The following is a 20,840-nucleotide window of genomic DNA, read 5'->3' on the forward strand; positions in this document are numbered from 1 at the left end:
CCCCCCCCCCCCCCCCCGAGGGGGTGTCTCCAAAACGTAAGAGAATCCGGGAGAGGGGGCGGCGCGCCATGCTGACGAGCTGCTTTCCTTCCGGCGGCGGGCCCTCTTCTCCCGGCGGGTGGATCGACGTGCCGCAGTTTACCTACACGGGACAAAGTGAAGTCATCGTCGAGGCGGGGATCGGATGGAAAATCCGGTTTCTGACCTCGGGGACCTTCACGCTGCTCAAACCCGACCGCATGATGATCGACGCCTTTCTCGTCGGCGGCGGAGGTGGTGGTGGCGGTGACCAATCCACCGGTGGATTGTCTGGCGGTGGAGGCGGCGGTGGCTTTACCGGAACATACTTTGCACAGGTAGAAAAAGGAATCCCATATGAAATTACCATCGGTGCAGGCGGAGCGGCAAAACAAGGCGGAGGAGTGACGACCGCCTTTGCGTACTATGCGGAAGGTGGGAAAGGCACCTCATCCTATATCGGCGGAAACGGCGGAAACAAAGGTGGAAACGGTTGTAATAGCAGCGGAGCAACAGGTCATATAGGGAATCCGGGCGCTTCCAATGGAACTCCCGGACAAGGTACGACTACCCGGGAATTTGGCGAAGCTGACGGCGAAGATTACGCCGGCGGTGGTGGCGGCGGCGGGTATGGTTATAATGGCAATTGGGCTGGCGGAAATGGCGGAGCGAATGGCGGCGACGGCGGGAGTACCCAAAATGGTTATGCCAACGGTTATCCCGGTTCGACTGTCACGGGCAAAGGCGGAAGGGGCGGAAACGGCTCTACATCTGGCAGTGCGCACGGCGGCGGTGGCGGCGGTGGCGGAAATTATGGCGGAGGTGGAGGCGGAGGCGGCCATTCTTGGACTTCCGGCCATGGCGACCAATATGCTAATGGCGGCGCGGGCGGTCAGGGCATCGTGATCATCCGCAACCACCGCGTGCAGGAGGTGGTTTGACATGCTGTCGACCAACTTCCCAACCGCGATTACGGGCGGCGTGAGCGGTTTCCCCAAGTTCGAGTACACCGGGCAGTTCCAGCTCATCGACGACGAGGGCGGCAACTGGCGCGTCAAGTTCCTGACGAGCGGCGTTTTCACCCTCCTTTCCCCCGATACGCTCAACATCGACGTGTTCCTCGTTGGGGGCGGCGGCGGTGGAGGAAGAAGTCTTGGCTACAGAATGGTTGAATCCAAACCGTACACTTATTCAGATGTGGGAGGCGGAGGCGGAGGCGGATTTACCGCAACGGAGAATACGATCGTTCAAAACAGCATCCCTTATGAAATCATTATTGGTGCGCACGGAATTGGCGGATCAAAGGCCGTCAGTTCAACGCCGGGCGGGAGTTCATCAGCTTTTAACTTTTCCGTGTCTGGGGGGTCTGCTGGAGGAACTACCCAAGCGGCCAGTGGTGGAAACGATGGCGGTAAAGGATGCAGTTATCTGGGAAATAATGATTCATATGCAAAGCATGAAGGACAAGGTGGGGCTTCTAACGGAAATCCCGGGCAAGGTACGACCACCCGCGAATTTGGCGAACCAACCGGCGAGGATTATGCGGGAGGCGGAGGAAGTGCAGGATATCGTGCGAACGGAGGAAACGGCGGCGCAAGTGGTGGAAAGGGCGGGACATCCGACAGTAAAGATGGGAAAAACGGCTCCCCGATAGAAGGGAAAGGGGGAAAGGGAGGAAAAGGAGAAGATGGAAACGGTGGTGGTGGCGGTGGAAACTATGGCGGTGGCGGTGGTGGCGCAGGCCCGGTTTTTGGCGCATCATGGGAACAAAACCTATATGGAACTGCTGGTGATGGCGGTCAAGGAATCGTGATCATCCGAAACCACCGAACCCCTGCGGCATAAAGGAGGAATGACCATGGATTATCAAAAGGACGCGGCGGCGGTCGTGAACTATATCGGCCGCCTGATCACGGCGGGGGCGGCGATGGCGCAGACCTATGCCTACCCGAAGGAAACGGCCCTGCCCGCGGCGGCGGGTATCTTCGCGGGGCAGTACCGCGAATGGAAACCGGGCGGGGACTACGCGGCGGGCGAGCCGGTGCGGTACAAGGGCGCGGCATATCAGGTGCAGCAGCCGGTTGCCGCCGCGCTGGAATCGCAGGCGCCGGACATGCCTGGCCTGCTCGCCCTCTACACGCCCTACCCGGCCCCCGACCGGAGCGGCCATTACCCGTACACCTACGGGATGCACGTCGAGGCGGGCATGATCGAGATCGACCCGTCGGGCGGACGGTACAGGGCGATATCCGGCATGGCGGCACAGCTCAACCCGCCCTCGGAGCTGCCCGCGATCTTTGAAGCCTACCCCTTCGAGGGATGACACATCAGCCGCCCGCGGCGGCGCAAAGGAAAGGAAGGTAACCAGATGACAAATACGATCAAGGGCTTTTTCGCGGCGGCGGCGTTTATCCTGTCGCTGCTGGGCGCGCTCGCGCCGTGGGTGGCGGTGATCCTCGTAGCGATGGTGCTCGATTACATCACCGGGATGTCCGCCGCGTGGGTGGCCGGGGAACTGTCCAGCAGGATTGGCGTCCGGGGGATCGTCAAAAAGCTGGGGTATCTGGTCATCATCGCGGTCGGGATGATCGCGGACTGGGCGATCCAGACGGGCGGGGAATACATAGGGTTTCAGACTAAAATGCAGGGGTTTTGTGCGCTGCTCATCATTATATGGCTCCTGATCAATGAGCTGCTTTCGATCCTCGAAAACCTCGGGAAGCTGGGCGTTCCTTATCCGGAATGGTTTATGAAAGTGCTGACCCACCTGAAAGAGACAGCGGAGCGGGAGGGGGAAACCCTCGATGGAGATTAGGGCGCGGGGGGTCGACGTATCCTCCAACAACTGCGGCGGGACTGGGAAGGTGGACTTTGCGGCAGTGAGGCGGGCGGGGTATACCTTCGCAATGATCCGCGTCGGGTACGGCGTGCAGGACCCGAAGAAGGGATTTTACCCCTACATCAGCAAATCCTTTGTGCCGCAGATGGAGGCCGCGGCCGCCGCGGGACTGGACGTGGGGGTCTACTGGTACTCCAAGGCGGCCGCGCCCGAGCAGGCCCGGACAGAGGCCCGCGCGCTGCTCGATGCGGTGAAGCCGTATCGTCTCTCCTATCCGGCGGCCTTTGACTTCGAGTGCGAGCAGTACATCCGCGGATGGCCGCCGGGAAAGCAGCTCGACGTGATCGACGGCTTTCTGGAGGAGATCGAGGCGGCGGGATATTACGGGACCCTATACATGTCGCAGTCGCCGCTGGACGACCTGCGGCGGTACGCTCCCGGCCGGGTGGACCGCTATGACTGCTGGGTCGCGCAGTACGCGCCCCGCTGCACCTATTCGGGGGCGTATGGCATGTGGCAGCATCATGGGGATTGGCCCGGCTACGTGGGCACGGTCGAGGGCGTCGCCGGGCCAATCGACCTAAACGACTGCTACCGGGAGTACCCGGAGATTATGCGGGCCGCCGGGAAAAACGGATACCCGAAACCGGACGCGCCCACAGCCCCGGAAACGCCCCCGGAGGTCCCGGACTATAAGCTCATGTACGAGGCCGCCGAAGCCCGCGCGGAGGCGGCGGAGGCCCGCGCCGCCCGCCTGGAAGCAACGATCGCGCAGGCGGCGGCTTTGCTCAAAACGGAGGTGTAACAGATGGCAAAAGACGATTGGCGTGACGGCGGAAACCGTATGATCCGCCCCGGACAGGGAAGCGGAGGTTCTTCTACCTCGTCCGGGAGCTCCAAGGGGGGCGGCAGCAGTTCTTCCGGCGGCGCATTCAAGGGCGGCGGCTCGTCCGGTTCCGGCTATGGCGGGGGTTCCTCTTCGTCCGGCGCCGGCCGGGGATGGAACCCGGGGGATATCGTGCACGAGGGGGGCAGGGATTATATCCGCTCCTCCACCGGCATGAAGGTGCCGCTCGACAGCGACGCGGGCCGTCGGGTGCAAAGCCAGTACGCGGGCGGGGGCGGCTCCTCCGGCGGAGGCTACAACCAGACGACAAAGGTTCTCAGCGACTATATCGGCCCGAACGGCGGGTATGGCGGTTACGGGCAGTATGACCCGAGTTCGGCGGTCGGCATGAAAGCGGCGGACTACCTGAACTCCAACTACACGCCCGGGAGCGCCTACACCTCCGACCCGTGGGGGGCCTCGGCGGTCGGAAGATTGAGAAACGGGATGCTCGTCGACCGGGATTACCTCGAAAAGCATCCCGATGTCGACGTCTATCCGCTGACCTACAAGGCCACCAACTATAAAAGCACGGTGGACGAGTTCGGGAACATCTACAACCACCTTGGCCAAAAATGGGGGACTGGCGGCATCTGGACCTACGACGAACTCCCCGATTACGCAAAGGCAAAGCAGGACTGGAACTTCGGCGTGTCGCCGGGGTACAGTTACCCGAAATCCGACGCCTACAACGACGCTTACAACTGGTACAACGGCACCTACGGCGTGGCCGCGGACGACGCGCACCCCCTTTCACAGGGGCAGAGGGCGGGCGGCGGCACCTACTGGGCGGCTGGCGGGACGGGCGTTGGAGGGCCGGAATACCGCCCCAATCAGCTTTATTATTCCGTACCGGACGGCTCGGGCGGATATGGGGCCGCGGGCGGAACGGCGGGCGGCGCGGCCTACGGCGGGAACTCGGCATACGCCGGCCTTTCGGCGCTCTCCGGAACGAAGATGATCCCGAATACGGGAATCTACAGCGGCGATTACGAGGACTATATGAGCGATGCGGAACGGGCCGCGCTGCGGGCCCAGCGCGAGGCGACGCGCCTTGCACAGCAGCAGTACGAGAACCAGATACCGGATATTCAGGAGCAGGCGGACGACGCCGCGCGGCAGGCGTATGTGAACATGCGGCTTGGACAGAACAATCTGCCCCAGCAGATGGCCGCGATGGGATACGGCGGCGGCCTGACCGAAAGTACCCTGCTTGGGCTCAACACAGATTATGAGAACACCCGATCGGGCGTGGTAAACAGCAGGGACGCGGCGATCCGCAGCCTGAGAAATCAAATGGCCGCCGCGGGCGCGCAGGGGGAGATGTCCGAAGCCCAGATTCAGGCGCAGTTCGCCCAGCAGCGGGCGGAACAGCTCCTTGCACAGCGGCAGTCAGAAATGGACTGGCAGCGGCAATTGCAGCTCTTGGCCTACCAGAATCAGCTTGATCTGGACAGCTACGAAAAGCAGCAGGCAATCAAAGCCAAGTATGATGGTGCGAGTGGTGGAACGTCGAAGCCGAGGCTCACTGCGGCGCAGGCGTATGACGCCTATGTCAGTAAAGGAATCCGGACACCGGAAACGGTATCCGCCTACGAATACTATTACGGGGCGATGCCAAATGCACCGGGCATCTCTTCAAGGTACATCAGCCAATCGGCCTTGGATAGCTGGACTCCTGAAGGAAAGGCTGCATACATTCGCCTGTTGGCAGATCGTGGACTATCGCAAACAGAAATCGCAAATATCATCAACGGGACAATGGGGTGGTAATATGCCGTATACCTTAGAGGACATCGATCGGATCGTAAAGAGTGGAGGGAAACACCACCAATACACCGCACAGGATATACAAGATATTTTGGACGGAAAAGCCAGCTTTTCCAACGACGGCGTATATCGCCGCCCTGATACCCCATCGAGAATTTCAGAAGTGAGGCCGCTGACGTTACCGACAGCGGCCTCAAGTCCTACTTCTTCTCAAAAACAGGTATCTACGAAAACGTTCCCGACGGCAATGCCCTTGCGGACAGATGTCGATTTGGATAAGGTGAAGGATACCGCCTCACGCGCAGCCCGATATATAAAGCCAGTGTCCCTGCCGACGGCGGGCCCGACGCTCCCGTCTGCGCTTTCGACCTTCCAGCCCGGACGGAATCACTTGACCATGCCCGACGTTACGCCGGCGCAGATACGGCCGTATGCAATGCCCCTGCGGACTGACGTAGATCAGAAGAGGGTACAGAACACGGTAAACCGTGTGACGGGGACGATCCCGGCGGCCTCCCTGCCTGCGGCTGACCGGGCAGCATTAGAACGGGCGGGGTTTGATTTCACAGCCGACGCGAACTTGACGCCTGCGCAGATCATCCGAAAATACAGCGTCCTTGCGGTGTTGCCGGGGATTTCCGCGGATACCCGCAGTGAGCTTGCGGCACAGGGCCGCCGCACGCTGTCCCAGTTTGCAAAGGAACAAAACCGCTGGTCTGTTTTCGACTACCTGAAACCCCGCCGCGGTGAAGCGACACCCGAGGAACAGCAGGCTGCCGCCGAGCTCGTCGAGCGGCTTTTCGGGCAGACGAAAGCGGGCGCGGGCATGACGGCCGCCGCAAACGCGATGAGCTTTGGGACGATCAAGAATTTCCCGCTCGGGGAGGACATTAAAGGCGTAAGCGGCCTGACCCGCCGGGAAACGGTGGAGCAGGCGGAAGCCATGCAGCCGGGCGCGGCCGCGGTGGGAAGCACGGCCGGAGAGATCGCGAAGATGCTTGCTACCGGAGGAATCATCGGCGACGCTGTACAGGGGATTCCCATTGTCCAGAAAGTGCCTGCACTGGGAAGAATCCTGTCTTCCGGTTTGACCTTCGGCGCGGTGTCCGGGCTCAACACGGCCGGCGCGGGCGGGACGCTTGGGGAAAGCCTGAAAAATGCGGGCATCGGGTTTGCCGGCGGCGCGGCTGGCGGCGCCGCTTCGGAGGCGGTCGGCGGACTGGTGGGCGCGGGTCTCTCTAAAATCGGCCTGCAAAATTCCATTCCCACCGCCGTAGTGGAACGCGGATTGCAGGGCGCGGGCTTCGCCGCGGGCAACACGGGCGCGACCTATTTCCTGCTTCCGGAGGACAGCCGCCCGACAAAAGAACAGATTGTACAGGATGCCGCGGTTGCGGGCCTGTATGCGTCCATTATGGGACTGATTGAGATTCCCGGAATGGTCCGCGCGGACCGCGCGCGGCTGGAACGCGGTATGCAGACGATGCGCGGGGATTTCGAGAAGTATTCCTACGCGCTGAACAGCGCGGCGAGCGACACCGAGCGGGTAGCCATGCTGGACAGCATCATCCAAAACAACAGGCGGCTTGGGGAAGCCCTGAAAAGCGGACGGTTTCTCGGCCAGCAGGAAACGGTGAATCAGATTTGTTCGGCGCTTGACCAGATGAACGGCGTGCTCGCAGAGATGAAAGCGGGCCTTTCCGTCACACCGCTGCTCCCGGCGGGAACGGCGGGTGGGGCCGCGCCTCCTTCGCCCGCCCCGATGCTTCCGACGGCGGGCGGCGCCGGTGCGCTTTTGCCGGGGGGCGCTTCCGTTTCCGAGCCGCCGCGGATGGAACCGACCCAGACCCCGGCGATCCCCCTGCCGCCCCCGGTACAGACCGGCGCGGCGGTGTGGCACGGCGCCGGGCAGGACCAGCCGGTAGATGTCACGGGCTATGCGGGAAGCTACGGCGGGAAACGGTATGTCACCATAGCGGGCAGCGAAACCGCAATCCCGCAGGACCAGGTTACATATCTGCCGACAGCGCAGGACGGACCGACGGCCGCGCCGCGCGTTCTGCCGACGGCGACGGGGACGCAGGCCAAACAGGTTTCCGGAGAAATTGTCTCAAAGCTGCGGAAAAGCATCCCGAGAATCCGGGAGATGCAGCCTGTGTTGACCATCACCGGAGAAGAGTTCCCGAAAAGCGAAAAAAAGCTGACGGAACAGGTCGGCGAGTTCTTCGATTCCTTGGGGAACAAGGTACACCGCGAAGGGTTCGGGGACGTAATTCTCGATGAAAGAGGCGTGAAAGACAGCATCGCACACGGGATAGGGCGGAGAAAGGCGGCGGCATTTGTCGCCGTACCGGACATCATAGAGCGCGGAACGCAGATCGACTTTCAGTCCGATTGGAAACAGCGTGGTTATGACAGCTATGTCTTTGCCGCTCCAATTTTGGTTGGAGACGGAGAGCGGGCAGTACGAAATTACGTGGCCGCCGTCGTGACAAAAATGTCCGACAACCGCTACTATCTGCACGAGGTAGTGGACGAAAACGGAAATCTGATTTTCAGCACAAAAAAAGGAACAGGCGATACCATCAAGACCGATTTGTTGCCCAAGGGCTCAATCGGTGGATCACCTGTTCCTGTTAAACCTATTATATCCGATCCCAGTGGGAAAATCAATGCCGGCGGCACAGCGAAGGAAGAAAATATCCATAAAATGCAGGATTACAATCTGCCAAAAACAGACATGCGCTCGGATGTGAATAGCTTGACGACAGGTCTGAATTCTCCGTCGGGGACTGACGGGCAGGCGTCTGGCCGTGTTATCGCGCCGCGCGGCGGGGAAGGACCGATGTCGACGCCGAGGGTCGAGCGGTACAACGAAACGCCGGACGACGGCCGGGCGGAAAGCCTCGGAAACAACTTAGGTGTTGAGTATGGCCGAGCAGCGGGGTATAATCATGATGGAGGTGGTATCAATGCCAATGACACCGGAGGAGCGGCAGGAAGCCTTGATCAAAATGATGGAAAGTTGGCTTGGCGGAAAGGTGAACCGGGAGCGGGTAGCGCGCAAACAGGCGGAACGATTGGCCGCAGAACGTTCCAAGAACCCGCAGGAACCTTCCTCGCAAGAACCGCCTCAGAAGGAAAAGTAGTCGAAGCGGACGAACGAGGCAATATCATCGCCTACAAGCCCGCAGAGAAACTGACGGAGAACGCGGCAGAGGCGCGGAAAATCCTTTCCCGCCGGGGATTTGAAACCTTCGGCTATGAAGGAAGCCTTGAACGCAGCCGTAACGGGATGACCACCGAACACCTGACGGATGCGCAGACCCTTCCGGACGGAAGGATCGGCCTGAAAAATGGGGCGAAGATTCCGGGCAGGGAGATTGCCGGCCATGAAGGGTTTCATTCGATCACGGTCACTGCCCCGGAAGTTGGGCAGCCTTTTTTGGAGCTGATTTCCTCACCGACAACTCCAGAAAAAGCAGCTAAACTTAATGAGAACATCGACTTCATGGGAGATTTGATGTTCGGAGAGGGTTATAACCCAGCGATTGTCTCCCAGCGAGCCAACATTATCAAAGAACTGGGGGCGCAGATCGGCGGAAAAATTGATTTTGATTTAGAGTTAGCGCATGACCTCTTTGCGGATATTCTCGACGACTTCGATCAGGCGGTTGCCATTTGGAAAAAGGTCAACGCCGATTTCGACGCACTCCACGCGAGACGCAGAGGTAGCGGAGGAGGGCCGCGCGGCGGCGCGTTTCCATTAGCGACCGCGCCCCGCGGCGGAGAGGGGCCGATGCCGTCGCCGCGCGTTGAACGGTACAGCGATGCCATGCCGGAGAATGACAGCGGGTACGGCCCGCACAGCATCGGCGCGGCGGAGAGCTCATCGCCCAAAAAGCAAAAGGTTTCACAGCTTTACGATAACACTTTCCAGAAGACTCCGCTTTTCACACAGGCAGAAAAGAATCTTGCAAACTCTCAAAATATGCAGCTCGGTTATCAATACGACGTTATAGGTGAAAAGCAAAGTCTGAAGGAAGCGGCGCAGCGTCTGCAAGTCGATTACATGGGAGAGTTGGAGGACCTTCCAAAAAAGGAGCGATTCGACGGCGTTGATACGGACACGGCCGTCATGATCCTGCGAAACATGACGGAGGAGGCGCGGAACACTGGCGACTGGTCGGAGGTTAAACGCTGGTCGAAAATGATTCAGGAACGCGGGACCGAAGCCGGCCAACGCATTCAGGCATTTGCAAAGTACAGCAGAACCCCGGAGGGAACGGTTGTTAAAGCGCAAAAAGCGATACAGGACAATCTTGACCGCCTGGCGAAACAGGATCAGCGGCTTGTGGATGCGATGGACGACCTTGCAGGCAGATTATCGGAGATTGCGGAGGAATACGAGCACGAGCTTCCGTCCGATCCCGCGGAGACGGCCAAAAAATTGCGCAAGGCGATTGACGATCTCGGGAAAGAAAAGGCATATAAGCTGCTAGACCTCGACGAAGAATTTACAGACCACATAATCAAGGCGTTGCAGGAGGGCCGCAACGGGAAGGACACGTTTGCAGAGGTTATACAGGAATTTGAGGGCATCCCCACGCTGACAAATGATGACATCATGAATATCATGGACATCATGACGGAAGCGGAAAATTTGCCACAGTACTCCAAAGCCCGTCTGGAAATTGAAAACCGGGCCTACAAGATTATTGCGGACAAGTTTGAAACAACGTTCATGGAGAAGTGGAACGCTTGGCGGTATATGGCGATGCTCGGAAATTTTCGGACGCACGCCCGCAATATTGTGGGAAACGAGTTGTTCGGTATGGTGACGAGCATCAAAAACGACGTTGCCGCGCTGCTTGAAACCGGGATCGACAAAGGAAGCCACGCGCTTGGAGGGAAGGGGATTCCCCGCACAAAGGCCTTACTGAATCCGCTGGACCCGTCCGACATCATTTTGGAGCGGGCGGCGCGTCTGGATTTTGATAATATCTACGCATTGATCATGGGTGGAGGAAAGTACAATCCTTCCAACATGATCCGCGACAACCGGACGATCTTCAAAACAAGATGGTTGGAAGCGGCGCGGAAAGCAAATTTTTCGCTGCTGGAACTGGAAGATGAACATGCCTTGCGTAAGCGGTATATAGAGAATGTCTCGCGTTTCATCAAGGCGAACGGTTATGACGCGCAGATTTTTCAAAGTCAGGACGAACGCGCGGTGGCAACCCTCGACGCGGCCAGGGCGCACGCCATCAAGGAGGCGCAGAAAGCGACATTCCGTGATTATAGCGCATTGGCGGCTAAAATCAATGGATTAAGCAATACGGGTGTGCTGGCGAATGTCCTTGTTGAAGGATTGCTCCCTTTTAAGAAGACCCCAATTAATATTTTGAAACGGGGTGTCGAATACAGCCCAATAGGACTTGCGCGGGGGCTGGCACATCTTGTGAAATCAATCAAGCACAGGCCGTCGGGCGCGGCAGACGCCATAAACGAATTTGCCGCCGGGCTCACGGGGTCGGGAATCATGCTCCTTGGCCTGTTCCTCGCGGCGAAGGGATTGCTTACGGCAGGAGGAAGCGACAACCGCAAGGAACGAAACTTTGCCAGTATGCAGGGCCGGCAAGATTATGCGCTGACAGTCGGCGGCCGTTCGTATACGCTGGACTGGGCGGCGCCCGCCGCGCTCCCGCTTTTTGTGGGCGTGGAAGTGTGGGACGCCATGCATGAAAAAGACGGCGACCTGTCCCTGTGGGACATTCTGGACGCGACGGAACGGGTTTCCGACCCGATGATCGACATGTCGATGCTCCAGGGCCTGAACAGCGCCATCCAGTCTGCGGCATACAGCAACTCGAATGCGATTTCATCTATAGCGGGGACGGTTGCTGCAAATTACTTCGGGCAGGCGGTTCCGACGCTCTCGGGTCAAGTGACCCGCACTCTTGACGGAACACGGCGGAGAACCTATGTCGACCCGACGATCAACCTTCCGGATTGGACGCAGATGTTCGCGCAGAAAACAGCGGCAAAATTACCGTGGTTCAGTTCTTACCTACAGCCTTATGTTGACGCATGGGGACGTGAAAACGAGGAAAAGCCGATTGCACAGCGAGCCTTTGAGAACTTCCTTTCGCCGGGCTATTTTTCGACGGAACGGATCACGCCTGCGGACGAGGCAATCAAGGAGCTTTACGATGCGACGGGGGATGCCTCTATTCTGCCGGGCAACGCGCCAAAGAGTTTCCGCGTGGATGGGGAAAAGGTGCTTATGACCGGCGCACAGTATACCGAGTACGCCAAGACGCGAGGCCAGGCCGCAAACCTTCTGGTCGAGGCTATCGCAAAGAACGACCTCTACCAAGGATTTGCTGACGAGGACAAAGTGTCAGCGATCAAGAGGGCGTATGACTATGCCAACGCAATTGCAAAGGCGAAGGTGAGCGACTATGAACCGGACGGCTGGATTGCGGCGGCACAGGAGGCAGCGGAAAAAGGAATCCCTGTTGATGCGTATATTGTCTACCGCTCAATTGTGGACGCTGACGGGAACGGCTCGGTGACACAGCAGGAAGCGGCACGAGCAATCGAGAAGGTAGGAAAGGTGGCGGGGTTGACGCCGGCGCAGAAGCACACAATGTTCCGCCTGCAAAATTCGGCGTGGAAGAAGAACCCGTTTTGATAACAGGGAGTGAACAGAATGACGAAGCCGTCCCAATTTTTTTGGTTGGGGCGGCTCTTTCCTTTTTCATAGGTCAAGCCTATAATAAAATAAGAACAAATGAGGGGAGGCGAAGGAATGTATTGCCCAAAATGCGGAAAGGAAATCGAGCCGGACAGCACCTTTTGCAAACACTGCGGGGCACCGGTGGCCGGGACTCCGGAAGTATCTTTTCATCTGAACGCTCACCGCATGGTGAAGTGTGTTGGTGTGGGTATGGTCGTTCTTGCGGCGATTGTTATGATATTCACGTTTATTTCCTATTATCGGAAGCCGAAAGCGGCGGCGGAATCTGCCCCGCCTGCGGTACAGGAAAAGGACGCGCAGGAAAAAATATTGGAGCTGTCCAACTCGGTGCTGCTCGTAAATGTGTACGACCGAGAGGGAAATTTGGCTAAATCGGGAAGTGGGTTTATTGCCTTTGACGACGAAACGCTTGTGACAAATTTTCACGTGATCAAGGATGCCTATTCGATAGAAATCGTCGATAATACCGATTACAAATATTCGGTAGAGGGAGTAGAAGCGTATTCTGTTTTTGAAGACATAGCGATTTTACGCATCGGTTCGCCAACCGGATTGCCGGTGCTGGAACTGGGAGATTCCGACCTTACCGAAGTGGGGGATACCATTACGGCAATCGGTAGCCCTTTAGGCTTAAAGAATACTGTTTCAAAGGGGATTGTTAGTGCGATTCGGGAGAACAGAGATATGAAAGAGCTTCAAATCTCTGTGCCGATTTCTCACGGGAGCAGCGGCGGCGCCCTTTTCGATGAAAGCGGGCGGGTGATGGGAGTTACATCGTCCGGATATGATGGGGGAGGGGATTTGAATTTTGCGGTCCCAATTAACACTGTAAAAAACATATATGGCGCATCTATAAAAAATAGCGAAATGATACGTGAAGCAACAGGAGGACCGGGGGAAGAAATGCCGATTGTAATGTCTTTGGAGCAGGTGAATAACGGCCTCTCAATAATAAATGAGGCGAATTACGATTATGTAGAATCCTACCTCTTGGTTAAGGGCAAAATTATGTTGGAACACGCGAAAGAAAGAACAGGGAGTCTTTTCGATAGCTTTTCGTCATTTTATGAACATCTGGATGCGCAAGGCCAATACTACGGTCCGAGGCCATATGAGGTTATTTCGCGCGATGAATACGTGGATGTTGTTATAATACGGGACAAAGGCGAAACTGAGAGGGCAAATGCATATTACGAAACCCACCCCAAGGACTTTTCGCAAGCTTCCGCAATCACCGACAATGTGATGATCGTAAAAGTGCATTCTGACTACAGCGCGAAGGAAGTTAAGGAAAAATGGGAAGTGTACCGGAAGAACTTCCAAAGTGCAAACGGGTTTGATGACTTTTCACAGGCGGAAATTAAGAATATGGGCGTTGTTGGAAATTATGTGTATTTTATTGAGTGCAACCCAGAGAATGAGGAGTATTATATGTCACTTGTTGAATACTTGACACAGTAGGCAGGACCTTGTTGCAAGGCGGCCTTGTGGCGAAAGGCGAGAGGTGTTATAATGATAAAAAGGCGGGTGTTACAAGAATGGATGATAGGCAGATGTTAGAAGCATTCAGACAAATTGTTCGGGACGAGATAAAACCACTCCAAGCGGAACAGAGGGTAACAAATGAGCGGCTTTCAAAGATCGAAGCCAATCAGGAGTATTCCCTAAATTGGCTTGACCGCGTTGAGCAAAGGTTGAATCCAGTGGCCGACTATGTGGAGACAATGCTATTACATAAGGATACTTGAACAGGCGGAAAAGGTACGGGTGCAGGTGAAAATACCGATAAAAAAGTTCAGTAACGTAAAAATGACGTAACCATTGCACAATATGCTTTAAAAGAATGATTTGAATAGGTCTGGAAATCGTGTAGGGGTCAAAAGCTCCTCGAGAGTTCGAATCTCTCCATCTCCGCCAAAAGAACCTGTCTTTGATGATCATCAAAGACAGGTTCTTTTCTGTTTCTACGGCATCCATCAAAGCTGCTTTCCGACCCATGGGGGCGGGAGGGCGGCTTTTTTCTTATAATGCTTGCAAAATGGAATCGACTTTGAGAAAATCAATAACTTTGGGTTATTAATTGGATGTAAAATATGTATTTTTAATTGTTGAAGATAGAGTATACAATAAACATGAACAAAAAGCGCGCTCATACAACAAATAAAATATGGAAATCGCGACATTACAAAAGTATGGGGAGAAAAAGATATGATACAAGTCGATCGGGCACTTAAGTTCAGAAAACTGCTGGAATCGGGCAAGACGCTCTGCTGTCCCGCGGTATATGATCCGCTGTCAATCCGACTGGCGGAGCGCAACGGCTTTGAGGCCGTCTTTGTCAGCGGCTCCTCCATGTCCTGCGAAGTGATCGGCACCTCCGACGTGGGCGTCTTGTCCTATGGGGAATACCGCAATACGCTCTTAAACATGCTGTGCGTTTCCTCCATTCCCATGGTTGTGGACATCGATACGGGCTTTGGCGGGCCGGTCACGATTCTGCGTACCGTCCGGGAATATGAGCAGATGGGAATCGCGGGGGTCATGATCGAGGACCAGACGTTCCCCAAGCGGTGTGCCTATTACGACGGGCTGCGGGTGGCCCCCGTCGAGGAGATGAAAATTCGGATCGACTCGGTCCTTAAGGCGCGGACAGATCCAAACTTTTTCCTCCTGGCGAGAACGGACGCGGCCGCCGACAACACACAGGGAATGCAGGAGGCGCTCCGGCGCGCGAAGCTGTACCGGGAGTGGGGGGCCGACGGCGTATTCATCAGCACGCCAAAGAGCGAAAGCGACCTGATTCAGATCGGTCAGCTCGGATTTCCCACGGCGGTGTGCATCACCGAGGGAAGCCCGACGGGCGACTACAGCGTCGCGGATTTTGAACGGATGGGGATCCAGCTCGCGTTTTTCCCGCAGTCTCTGACACGCTCCTGCATCCGCACAATGCAGCTGGTGCTGAGCGAGATGCGGGCGAAGGGGCGGACAAACCACCTCGGGGATATCTTCTGCACGCAGGAGGAGCGCGCGAACAGCACCGGGCTGGAGTCCTATATGGATTTCGAGGCGTCCGTGATGCGGGGACGTGCGGAATAACCCGCGCGTCCCTGCCTAGAGAGTGAAAAAGGAGGCTGTACAGGCCATGGCAGAGTATAAAATCGGAATTTTAAACGGCGACGATATCGGGCTTGAGATCGTGCCGGTTGCCGTCGAGGTGCTGAAAACGGCGGTGAAACGCTATCCGGAGATTCAGATCGAATGGGTGCCTCTGCCGATCGGGTATCCGTCCTTCCTGGAGCACGGGACGACCCTCCTGCCGGAGGTCCGGGAACGGCTTTACACGCTGGACGGGTGGATTCTGGGGCCGATCGGACATATGGCCTACCCCAAGGATCAGCCAAACTGCTTCAATCCGCACCCCATCCTGCGGCGGGAATACGATCTGGTGTCGAACATCCGCCCGGCAAAATCCTATGCGGAGATTCCCTGCATCAATCCGAACGTCGACCTCGTCATCATCCGCGAAAACAACGAGGGCTTCCAGCCGGACCGCAACATGTTCCGCGGGACCAGCGACTGTATGCCCACGCCCGACATGGCGCTTTCGCTGCGGGTCATTACGAGACGGAACAGCACGCTGGTGGCAAGGGAGGGCTTTGAACTGGCCCGACGGCGCGGCGGGCGCAAAAAGGTGACTGCGGTCCATAAGAACACCGTTTTCAAGCTGGGATGTGGCCTCTTCATCGAAGCCTGCCGGGATGTGGCGAAGGAATACCCGGACATCGAGTTTGAGACGGTGGTGGTAGACACCTTCGCGATGAAGATGCTGATGCGGCCGCAGGATTACGACGTCGTCATCACCACCAATATGTTTGGGGATATTCTCTCCGACGAGGCCGCGGGGCTCGTCGGCGGGCTCGGCATGGCGGCGGGACTGTGCGCCGGCCCGCAGTACTGCATGGCGCAGGCAACACACGGCTCGGCGCCGGACATCGCCGGCAAGGGGATCGCCAATCCGTTCGCGATGATCAAATCGGCGCAGATGATGCTCAACTGGCTCGCCGGGCGCAAGCAGGACGCGTCGGCCTTAAAGGCGGCCGCCGAGATGGAGCGGGCCATGGAGGCGGTGCTTTCCGACAAGGCGTCCGTCACGCCCGATTTGGGCGGGACCGCCTCCACGCTGCAAATGGGACGGGCGGTCTGCGGCCTGCTCGAAGCGGGAGACCTTTAGCGCCGGGCCTTATTCTCCGGCGAAAAACTCCCGGCAATAGTCCTGCATAATCCGGATAAATTCCTTTGCGTATTTCGTGAGATGCGTCTCCTGGCGGTACATAATGCTGAACTCCGTATACGTCCGCTGCAGCGGGTGCGCGCCGACCGAATAGAAGTCGAGCTTCGACTGGTGACAGGCGTTGCCGATAGTGAAAAAGCTGGGTACGAACACGATGCCCAGACCGGCGACCGCCATACGGAGAGCGGTTTCGATGTTGGCGGTCACAATGGTTTTCGCCGGCACAAACTGGGACTGCGCAAAGAACTGGTCGGCCATGAAGCGGGTGTGATGCCCCGGCTTCAAGAGAATGAAGCACTCGTTGAGCACCTCTTGCAGTCCCAGCCAGGGATGGGCCGCGTCGCCGGAGCGGACCGCCCGCTCCTTTACCGGATGGTCCTTGGGCAGGCCGAGCAGAAATTCTTCCCGGAAGAGGGGAAGGGCCGTAAATTTATAAATATTCGTTACCGGGCCCTTGGCGATGACGAAATCGATCAGCCCGCTCGCAAGCTGGGTTTCCAGATTGTAGGAGTTTTCCTCGAAGAGCAGAAGCTCGACGTTGGGGTACTTCTGGCGGAACCGCGCGAGGGTTTCCGGCAGAAGCAGCGGGCTCCGGGTGAAAGAGGTGCCGATCCGGAGGGTGCCGTGGATCATGTTGTCGGAGTTTAAAAGATTGCGCGACATGGTTTCGTAGATCTCCATCATCTTGCGGGCGGCCTTCGCGTAATGCTTGCCGGCGTCCGTCAGGATGATGCTGCGGCCGGTGTTCTCCAGCAGGTTGGTGTCCAGCGTCTCCTCCAGCGTTTTGATGTATTTACTCAGCGCCGGCTGCGAGATGTACAGGTGCTCCGCCGCCTTTGTGATCGTACCGTATTTTTCGATCGCCAGAATATAGTTCAGTTCCTTGAGCAGCACACTAGCACTTCCTTTCCTTGATCAGCCGAATCGATAACTCCAGTTTAATATGAACTGCGCTTTTTTTCAAGACGTGACGAAAAAGGAGGGACTTGAAACCCAAAACGGTTACGACCGCTGTATACGGACGCTTTTCGCTTTCAATCGGACAACCGTTACACACAATCACAAGAGTAAAGGGAGAAGGAGATTTTTAAATGAAAAAGCTGTTCAGCGTAGTACTTTGCCTGACGATGATCCTAAACCTGGCGGCCTGTGGAGCGGGCGGGAACGCCGAAACCGCGCCGTCGGCGCAGCAGGCCGCTCCGGCGGCCTCGGGAAGCGCCGCGGAGACGGATGGATGGGTCCCCACGAAGCAGGTCGAGATCGTCACCCATTCCGGCGTCGGCGCGGGCGGAGACCTCATCGGGCGTGCGATCATCGAGGCGACGCAGGGTCTGGTCCCGCAGAACATGTTCATGCAGAACAAAAAGGGAAGCGCGGGCTCGAACGTCTGGGCGTACGTCAAGGAGGGGAAGACCGACGGCCACACGCTGATCGTCGGCACGCCCACCAATTTCCTGTGGTACTACAACGCGAATAACGGCATGCATCCCACGGAGGACCTTGTCCCGCTGGCGCGTTTCCAGCTTGAGCCTCAGGTGCTGGTGGTCCATAAGGACAGCCCCTACCAGGACATCGCCTCCTTCCTTGAAGCCTATAAGGCGGGCAACGCGACCATCGCCGGCGAAGCCAGCGGCGGACCGGCCTGGATGTGCGCCACGATCATGGCGGACACCCTGGGCTGCGGCACCAGCTACATCCCCTACACGGACGGCGGCGAGGCGCTCACGGCGCTGCTCGGGAAGAATGTCGACGCGGTTTTCGGCCAGCTGGGCGAGGTCTATGACCAGCTCGCGGCGGGCGAGGTCCGGGCGCTGGCGTTCGCGGAAGACAAGCGCGTCGAGCAGTTCCCCGACATCCCGACACTTACGGAATCCGACGTGGACTTCGTATTTCCCCAGTGGCGCGGCCTCTTTGTGCGCAAGGGGACTCCTGATGAAGCAATCGAATATTGGGAAAAAATCTTTGCGGAATCCTCCCAGTCGGAATCTTTCCAGAAGTGGCTTGCGGATTCCGGTTCCCTTGACGGCTGGATGGGCCACGAGGAGTTTCTGGAGCTCTGCAAGCAGCAGGATAAGACCGTAAAGGAAATCATCGCGAAATACGGCACGGGCGAGTAATCGCTTTTGACTTTCAAAACCGGCGTGAGACGGCTCCGGGCGGCGGGCCGCCCGGAGCCCCGCCGGAGGGCGCGCAACTTCAACGTTAGGGAGGACCATGGTCCATGAAGAAGAAAAAATACGTAGATATCATATCGGGCATTCTGCTCATCGCGCTGGGCTCGATATATTTCTACTCCGCAACCACCCTGCCCGAGGCGCTGACTACGGAGCCGCTGGGACCGGCGGGCTTCCCTCAGTTTTTGGCGGTGGTGCTGATCGCTCTGAGCCTGTGGATTTTAGTCAAAGCGATTTTGGACAAATCCGAAGAGGCGAATTCCGCGACAAAATTCACCCCCAGGGACATCCGGTGCCTGCTCCTTGTGATCGGCATGATGGTGCTGTATGTCGCGGGAATCCAGTTGCTTGGCTACACGGTATCCACCTTCTTATTTGCGGCGGTCTGCTTCTGCTTGATGGGAGCTTCCTGGAGAAAACCGACGGGCGTGCTGATCCCCTCCGCTGTGATAGCCGTTGTGTGCTATTTGCTGTTCAAGGTTCTTTTCAATGCGGATCTTCCCCGCGGTCTGCTAATTTGATGGTACGAAAGGAGCAGCTATAAATGACAACGATGCAGCTTTGGGGAGAAATCTTCTCCGCGTTTTCCATTCAGAGTGTTCTCTGGGTCTTTGCCGGCGTTGCCTGGGGGATTTTCGGGGGCGCCCTGCCGGGCGTTACCGCCTCCCTCGCCATGTCGCTCATCCTGCCCTTTACGATCGCGCTGGAGCCGGTGCAGGCGTTCATGCTGCTGGCCGCGGTCTACGTGGGCGCGGAATACGGCGGCTCGATCCCGGCGATTCTGGTCGGCGTTCCGGGCACCCCCGCGAACGCGCCCACCGCGCTGGACGGGCGGCAGATGCACTTAAACGGCCACAGCGGCAAGGCGCTGGGCTATTCGCTGACGGGCGGATGCTTCGGCAGCTTCTTCGGCGGGATACTGGGCGTTTTCCTGCTCGGCCTTCTGGTGAAAATTTCGCTGATGCTGGACGCGTCCGCCTTCTTTGCGCTCGCGCTCTTCGGACTCTCGGCCGTCATCAGCATGTCGAAGGGGAACATGGCGAAGGGCTTTATCTCCATCATCCTGGGAATCATGCTCGGCAGCATCGGCGCGGACAACTTTACGGGGATGCCGCGCTTCACGATGGGGATGATCCAGCTGGGCGACGGCGTCAGCGACGTGCCGGCCGTGGTCGGCTTTGTGGCGGCGGCGGAGCTGTTCGGCCAGATCATCCAGCAGATTCAGGAGAAAAAACTGGTGTCTCCCATGCTGGGCAAGCTGGACTACACCTTCGTGACGATCAAGGAGTTTCTGGCGACCATCAAGACCGCGATCGTCAGCATGATCATGGGCATCGTGGTCGGCGTCATGCCCGGCGCGGGCCCCACCATCGCCTCGTTCATCGCGTATAATGAGGGCCGCCGGATTTCCAAGGACGGCGACAAATTCGGCACCGGCGTACCTGACGCCATTATTGCGCCCGAGGTCGCCAACAACGCCTGCGTACCCGCGGCGGTCGTGCCACTGCTCTCCTTTGGCATCCCCGGCTCCACATCGGCGGCCATCATGCTGGGGGCCATGGTCATGCATGGGATGCGCCCCGGCCCGCTGCTCGCACAGAACAATCCGGAGGCGCTCGGCGCGGTGTTCCTGGGCATCCTGCTGGCCTGCCCCTGCCTGCTGATCGTGGGGCGGCTTTTCTTAAAGCCGTGGGTGAAGGTGACCGCGATCCCGCCGCACTACCTCAATACGATCATCCTCTGCCTGCTGGTGGTGGGTTCCCTTGCTCTGAACGAAGGCATTTTCGCAGTGGGGATTCTGATTGTCTGTTCCTTCCTCGGCTATCTGATGAAGCTGGCCGGCTTCAACCCGGTGGCGACCGTCCTAGGCTTTGTGCTCGCGCAGCTGGTGGAGGACAATCTGCGCCGCGCGATGCTGCTTTCCAAGGGCTCGCTGATGACCTTTGTGGTGCACCCCATTACGCTGGTGCTGCTGTTGCTCACCGCGGCGTCCGTGGTATTCGGGCTGATGAAGGGCAAAAAGGCGAAACAGCAGGCTTGATGCCGCAGCCTGATTAGAAACTTTACGCAACCAGCGGGGGCCGCAGCACTCGGCTGCG

At 57.9% G+C, this 20,840-nt stretch carries 15 protein-coding genes; 13 read left to right on the forward strand and 2 right to left on the reverse strand.

The features are described 5' to 3' along the window. Window positions 1-68 precede the first annotated feature (68 nt). The 8 genes from ACZO3G_RS00760 to ACZO3G_RS00795 all read left to right on the forward strand — a co-directional run bounded on the left by ACZO3G_RS00760 (window position 69) and on the right by ACZO3G_RS00795 (window position 13,737). Window positions 69-959, forward strand: a complete 891-nt coding sequence (locus ACZO3G_RS00760; RefSeq protein WP_276872023.1) for a glycine-rich domain-containing protein — start codon at window positions 69-71, stop codon at window positions 957-959. A gap of 1 nt (window position 960) precedes the next feature. Beyond that, window positions 961-1,863 carry a glycine-rich domain-containing protein gene (locus ACZO3G_RS00765; protein WP_276872025.1) on the forward strand — a complete coding sequence of 301 codons (903 nt, stop codon included), beginning with the start codon at window positions 961-963 and terminating at the stop codon, window positions 1,861-1,863. Between the two features lie 13 nt (window positions 1,864-1,876). Next, on the forward strand, window positions 1,877-2,341 hold the full coding sequence (locus ACZO3G_RS00770; protein WP_276872026.1) for a hypothetical protein: 465 nt from the start codon (window positions 1,877-1,879) through the stop codon (window positions 2,339-2,341). A gap of 45 nt (window positions 2,342-2,386) precedes the next feature. Then, on the forward strand, window positions 2,387-2,833 hold the full coding sequence (locus ACZO3G_RS00775) for a phage holin family protein (RefSeq protein ID WP_276872028.1): 447 nt from the start codon (window positions 2,387-2,389) through the stop codon (window positions 2,831-2,833). Beyond that, window positions 2,823-3,662 carry a GH25 family lysozyme gene (locus ACZO3G_RS00780; RefSeq protein WP_276872030.1) on the forward strand — a complete coding sequence of 280 codons (840 nt, stop codon included), beginning with the start codon at window positions 2,823-2,825 and terminating at the stop codon, window positions 3,660-3,662. Before ACZO3G_RS00775 ends, ACZO3G_RS00780 begins: the two co-directional genes overlap by 11 nt. 3 nt (window positions 3,663-3,665) lie before the next feature. Then, window positions 3,666-5,516 carry a hypothetical protein gene (locus ACZO3G_RS00785; RefSeq protein WP_277138421.1) on the forward strand — a complete coding sequence of 617 codons (1,851 nt, stop codon included), beginning with the start codon at window positions 3,666-3,668 and terminating at the stop codon, window positions 5,514-5,516. Window position 5,517: 1 nt separating this feature from the next. Next, window positions 5,518-12,210, forward strand: a complete 6,693-nt coding sequence (locus ACZO3G_RS00790) for a hypothetical protein (protein WP_486846682.1) — start codon at window positions 5,518-5,520, stop codon at window positions 12,208-12,210. A 117-nt stretch (window positions 12,211-12,327) separates the two neighbouring features. Beyond that, window positions 12,328-13,737, forward strand: a complete 1,410-nt coding sequence (locus ACZO3G_RS00795) for a trypsin-like peptidase domain-containing protein (protein WP_277138419.1) — start codon at window positions 12,328-12,330, stop codon at window positions 13,735-13,737. Window positions 13,738-13,842: 105 nt separating this feature from the next. Here ACZO3G_RS00795 and ACZO3G_RS00800 read toward each other — a convergent pair whose 3' ends face one another. After that, entirely contained in the window at window positions 13,843-14,253 is a 411-nt protein-coding gene (locus ACZO3G_RS00800) for a hypothetical protein (RefSeq protein WP_277138418.1), read from the reverse strand. Window positions 14,254-14,484: 231 nt separating this feature from the next. On the opposite strand from ACZO3G_RS00800, the gene ACZO3G_RS00805 reads away from it, so the two are divergent. Together ACZO3G_RS00805 and ACZO3G_RS00810 are read left to right on the forward strand one after the other, a co-directional pair. Continuing rightward, complete coding sequence (locus tag ACZO3G_RS00805) at window positions 14,485-15,372, forward strand: isocitrate lyase/PEP mutase family protein (RefSeq protein ID WP_276873223.1); 888 nt, start codon at window positions 14,485-14,487, stop codon at window positions 15,370-15,372. Between the two features lie 46 nt (window positions 15,373-15,418). Next, on the forward strand, window positions 15,419-16,507 hold the full coding sequence (locus tag ACZO3G_RS00810; RefSeq protein WP_276873222.1) for an isocitrate/isopropylmalate dehydrogenase family protein: 1,089 nt from the start codon (window positions 15,419-15,421) through the stop codon (window positions 16,505-16,507). Window positions 16,508-16,516: 9 nt separating this feature from the next. Here the strand turns inward: ACZO3G_RS00810 and ACZO3G_RS00815 are convergent, their stop codons facing one another. Further along, window positions 16,517-17,461: a LysR family transcriptional regulator gene (locus ACZO3G_RS00815; protein ID WP_101550580.1), complete on the reverse strand. Its 945-nt coding sequence runs from the start codon at window positions 17,459-17,461 to the stop codon at window positions 16,517-16,519. 197 nt (window positions 17,462-17,658) lie between these two features. Between ACZO3G_RS00815 and ACZO3G_RS00820 the strand changes: the two genes are divergently transcribed. The 3 genes from ACZO3G_RS00820 (at window position 17,659) to ACZO3G_RS00830 (ending at window position 20,782) form a co-directional block, all read left to right on the forward strand. Then, window positions 17,659-18,684 (forward strand): Bug family tripartite tricarboxylate transporter substrate binding protein, encoded by a 1,026-nt coding sequence (locus ACZO3G_RS00820; RefSeq protein ID WP_276873220.1) that lies wholly within the window; start codon window positions 17,659-17,661, stop codon window positions 18,682-18,684. Window positions 18,685-18,788: 104 nt separating this feature from the next. Further along, window positions 18,789-19,262, forward strand: coding sequence for a tripartite tricarboxylate transporter TctB family protein (locus tag ACZO3G_RS00825; protein ID WP_101550584.1), 474 nt, complete (start codon window positions 18,789-18,791; stop codon window positions 19,260-19,262). A 23-nt stretch (window positions 19,263-19,285) separates the two neighbouring features. Then, complete coding sequence (locus ACZO3G_RS00830; RefSeq protein ID WP_101550586.1) at window positions 19,286-20,782, forward strand: tripartite tricarboxylate transporter permease; 1,497 nt, start codon at window positions 19,286-19,288, stop codon at window positions 20,780-20,782. The last annotated feature ends 58 nt before the right edge of the window (window positions 20,783-20,840 follow it).

It is taken from the genome of Anaerotruncus sp., from assembly GCF_057433415.1.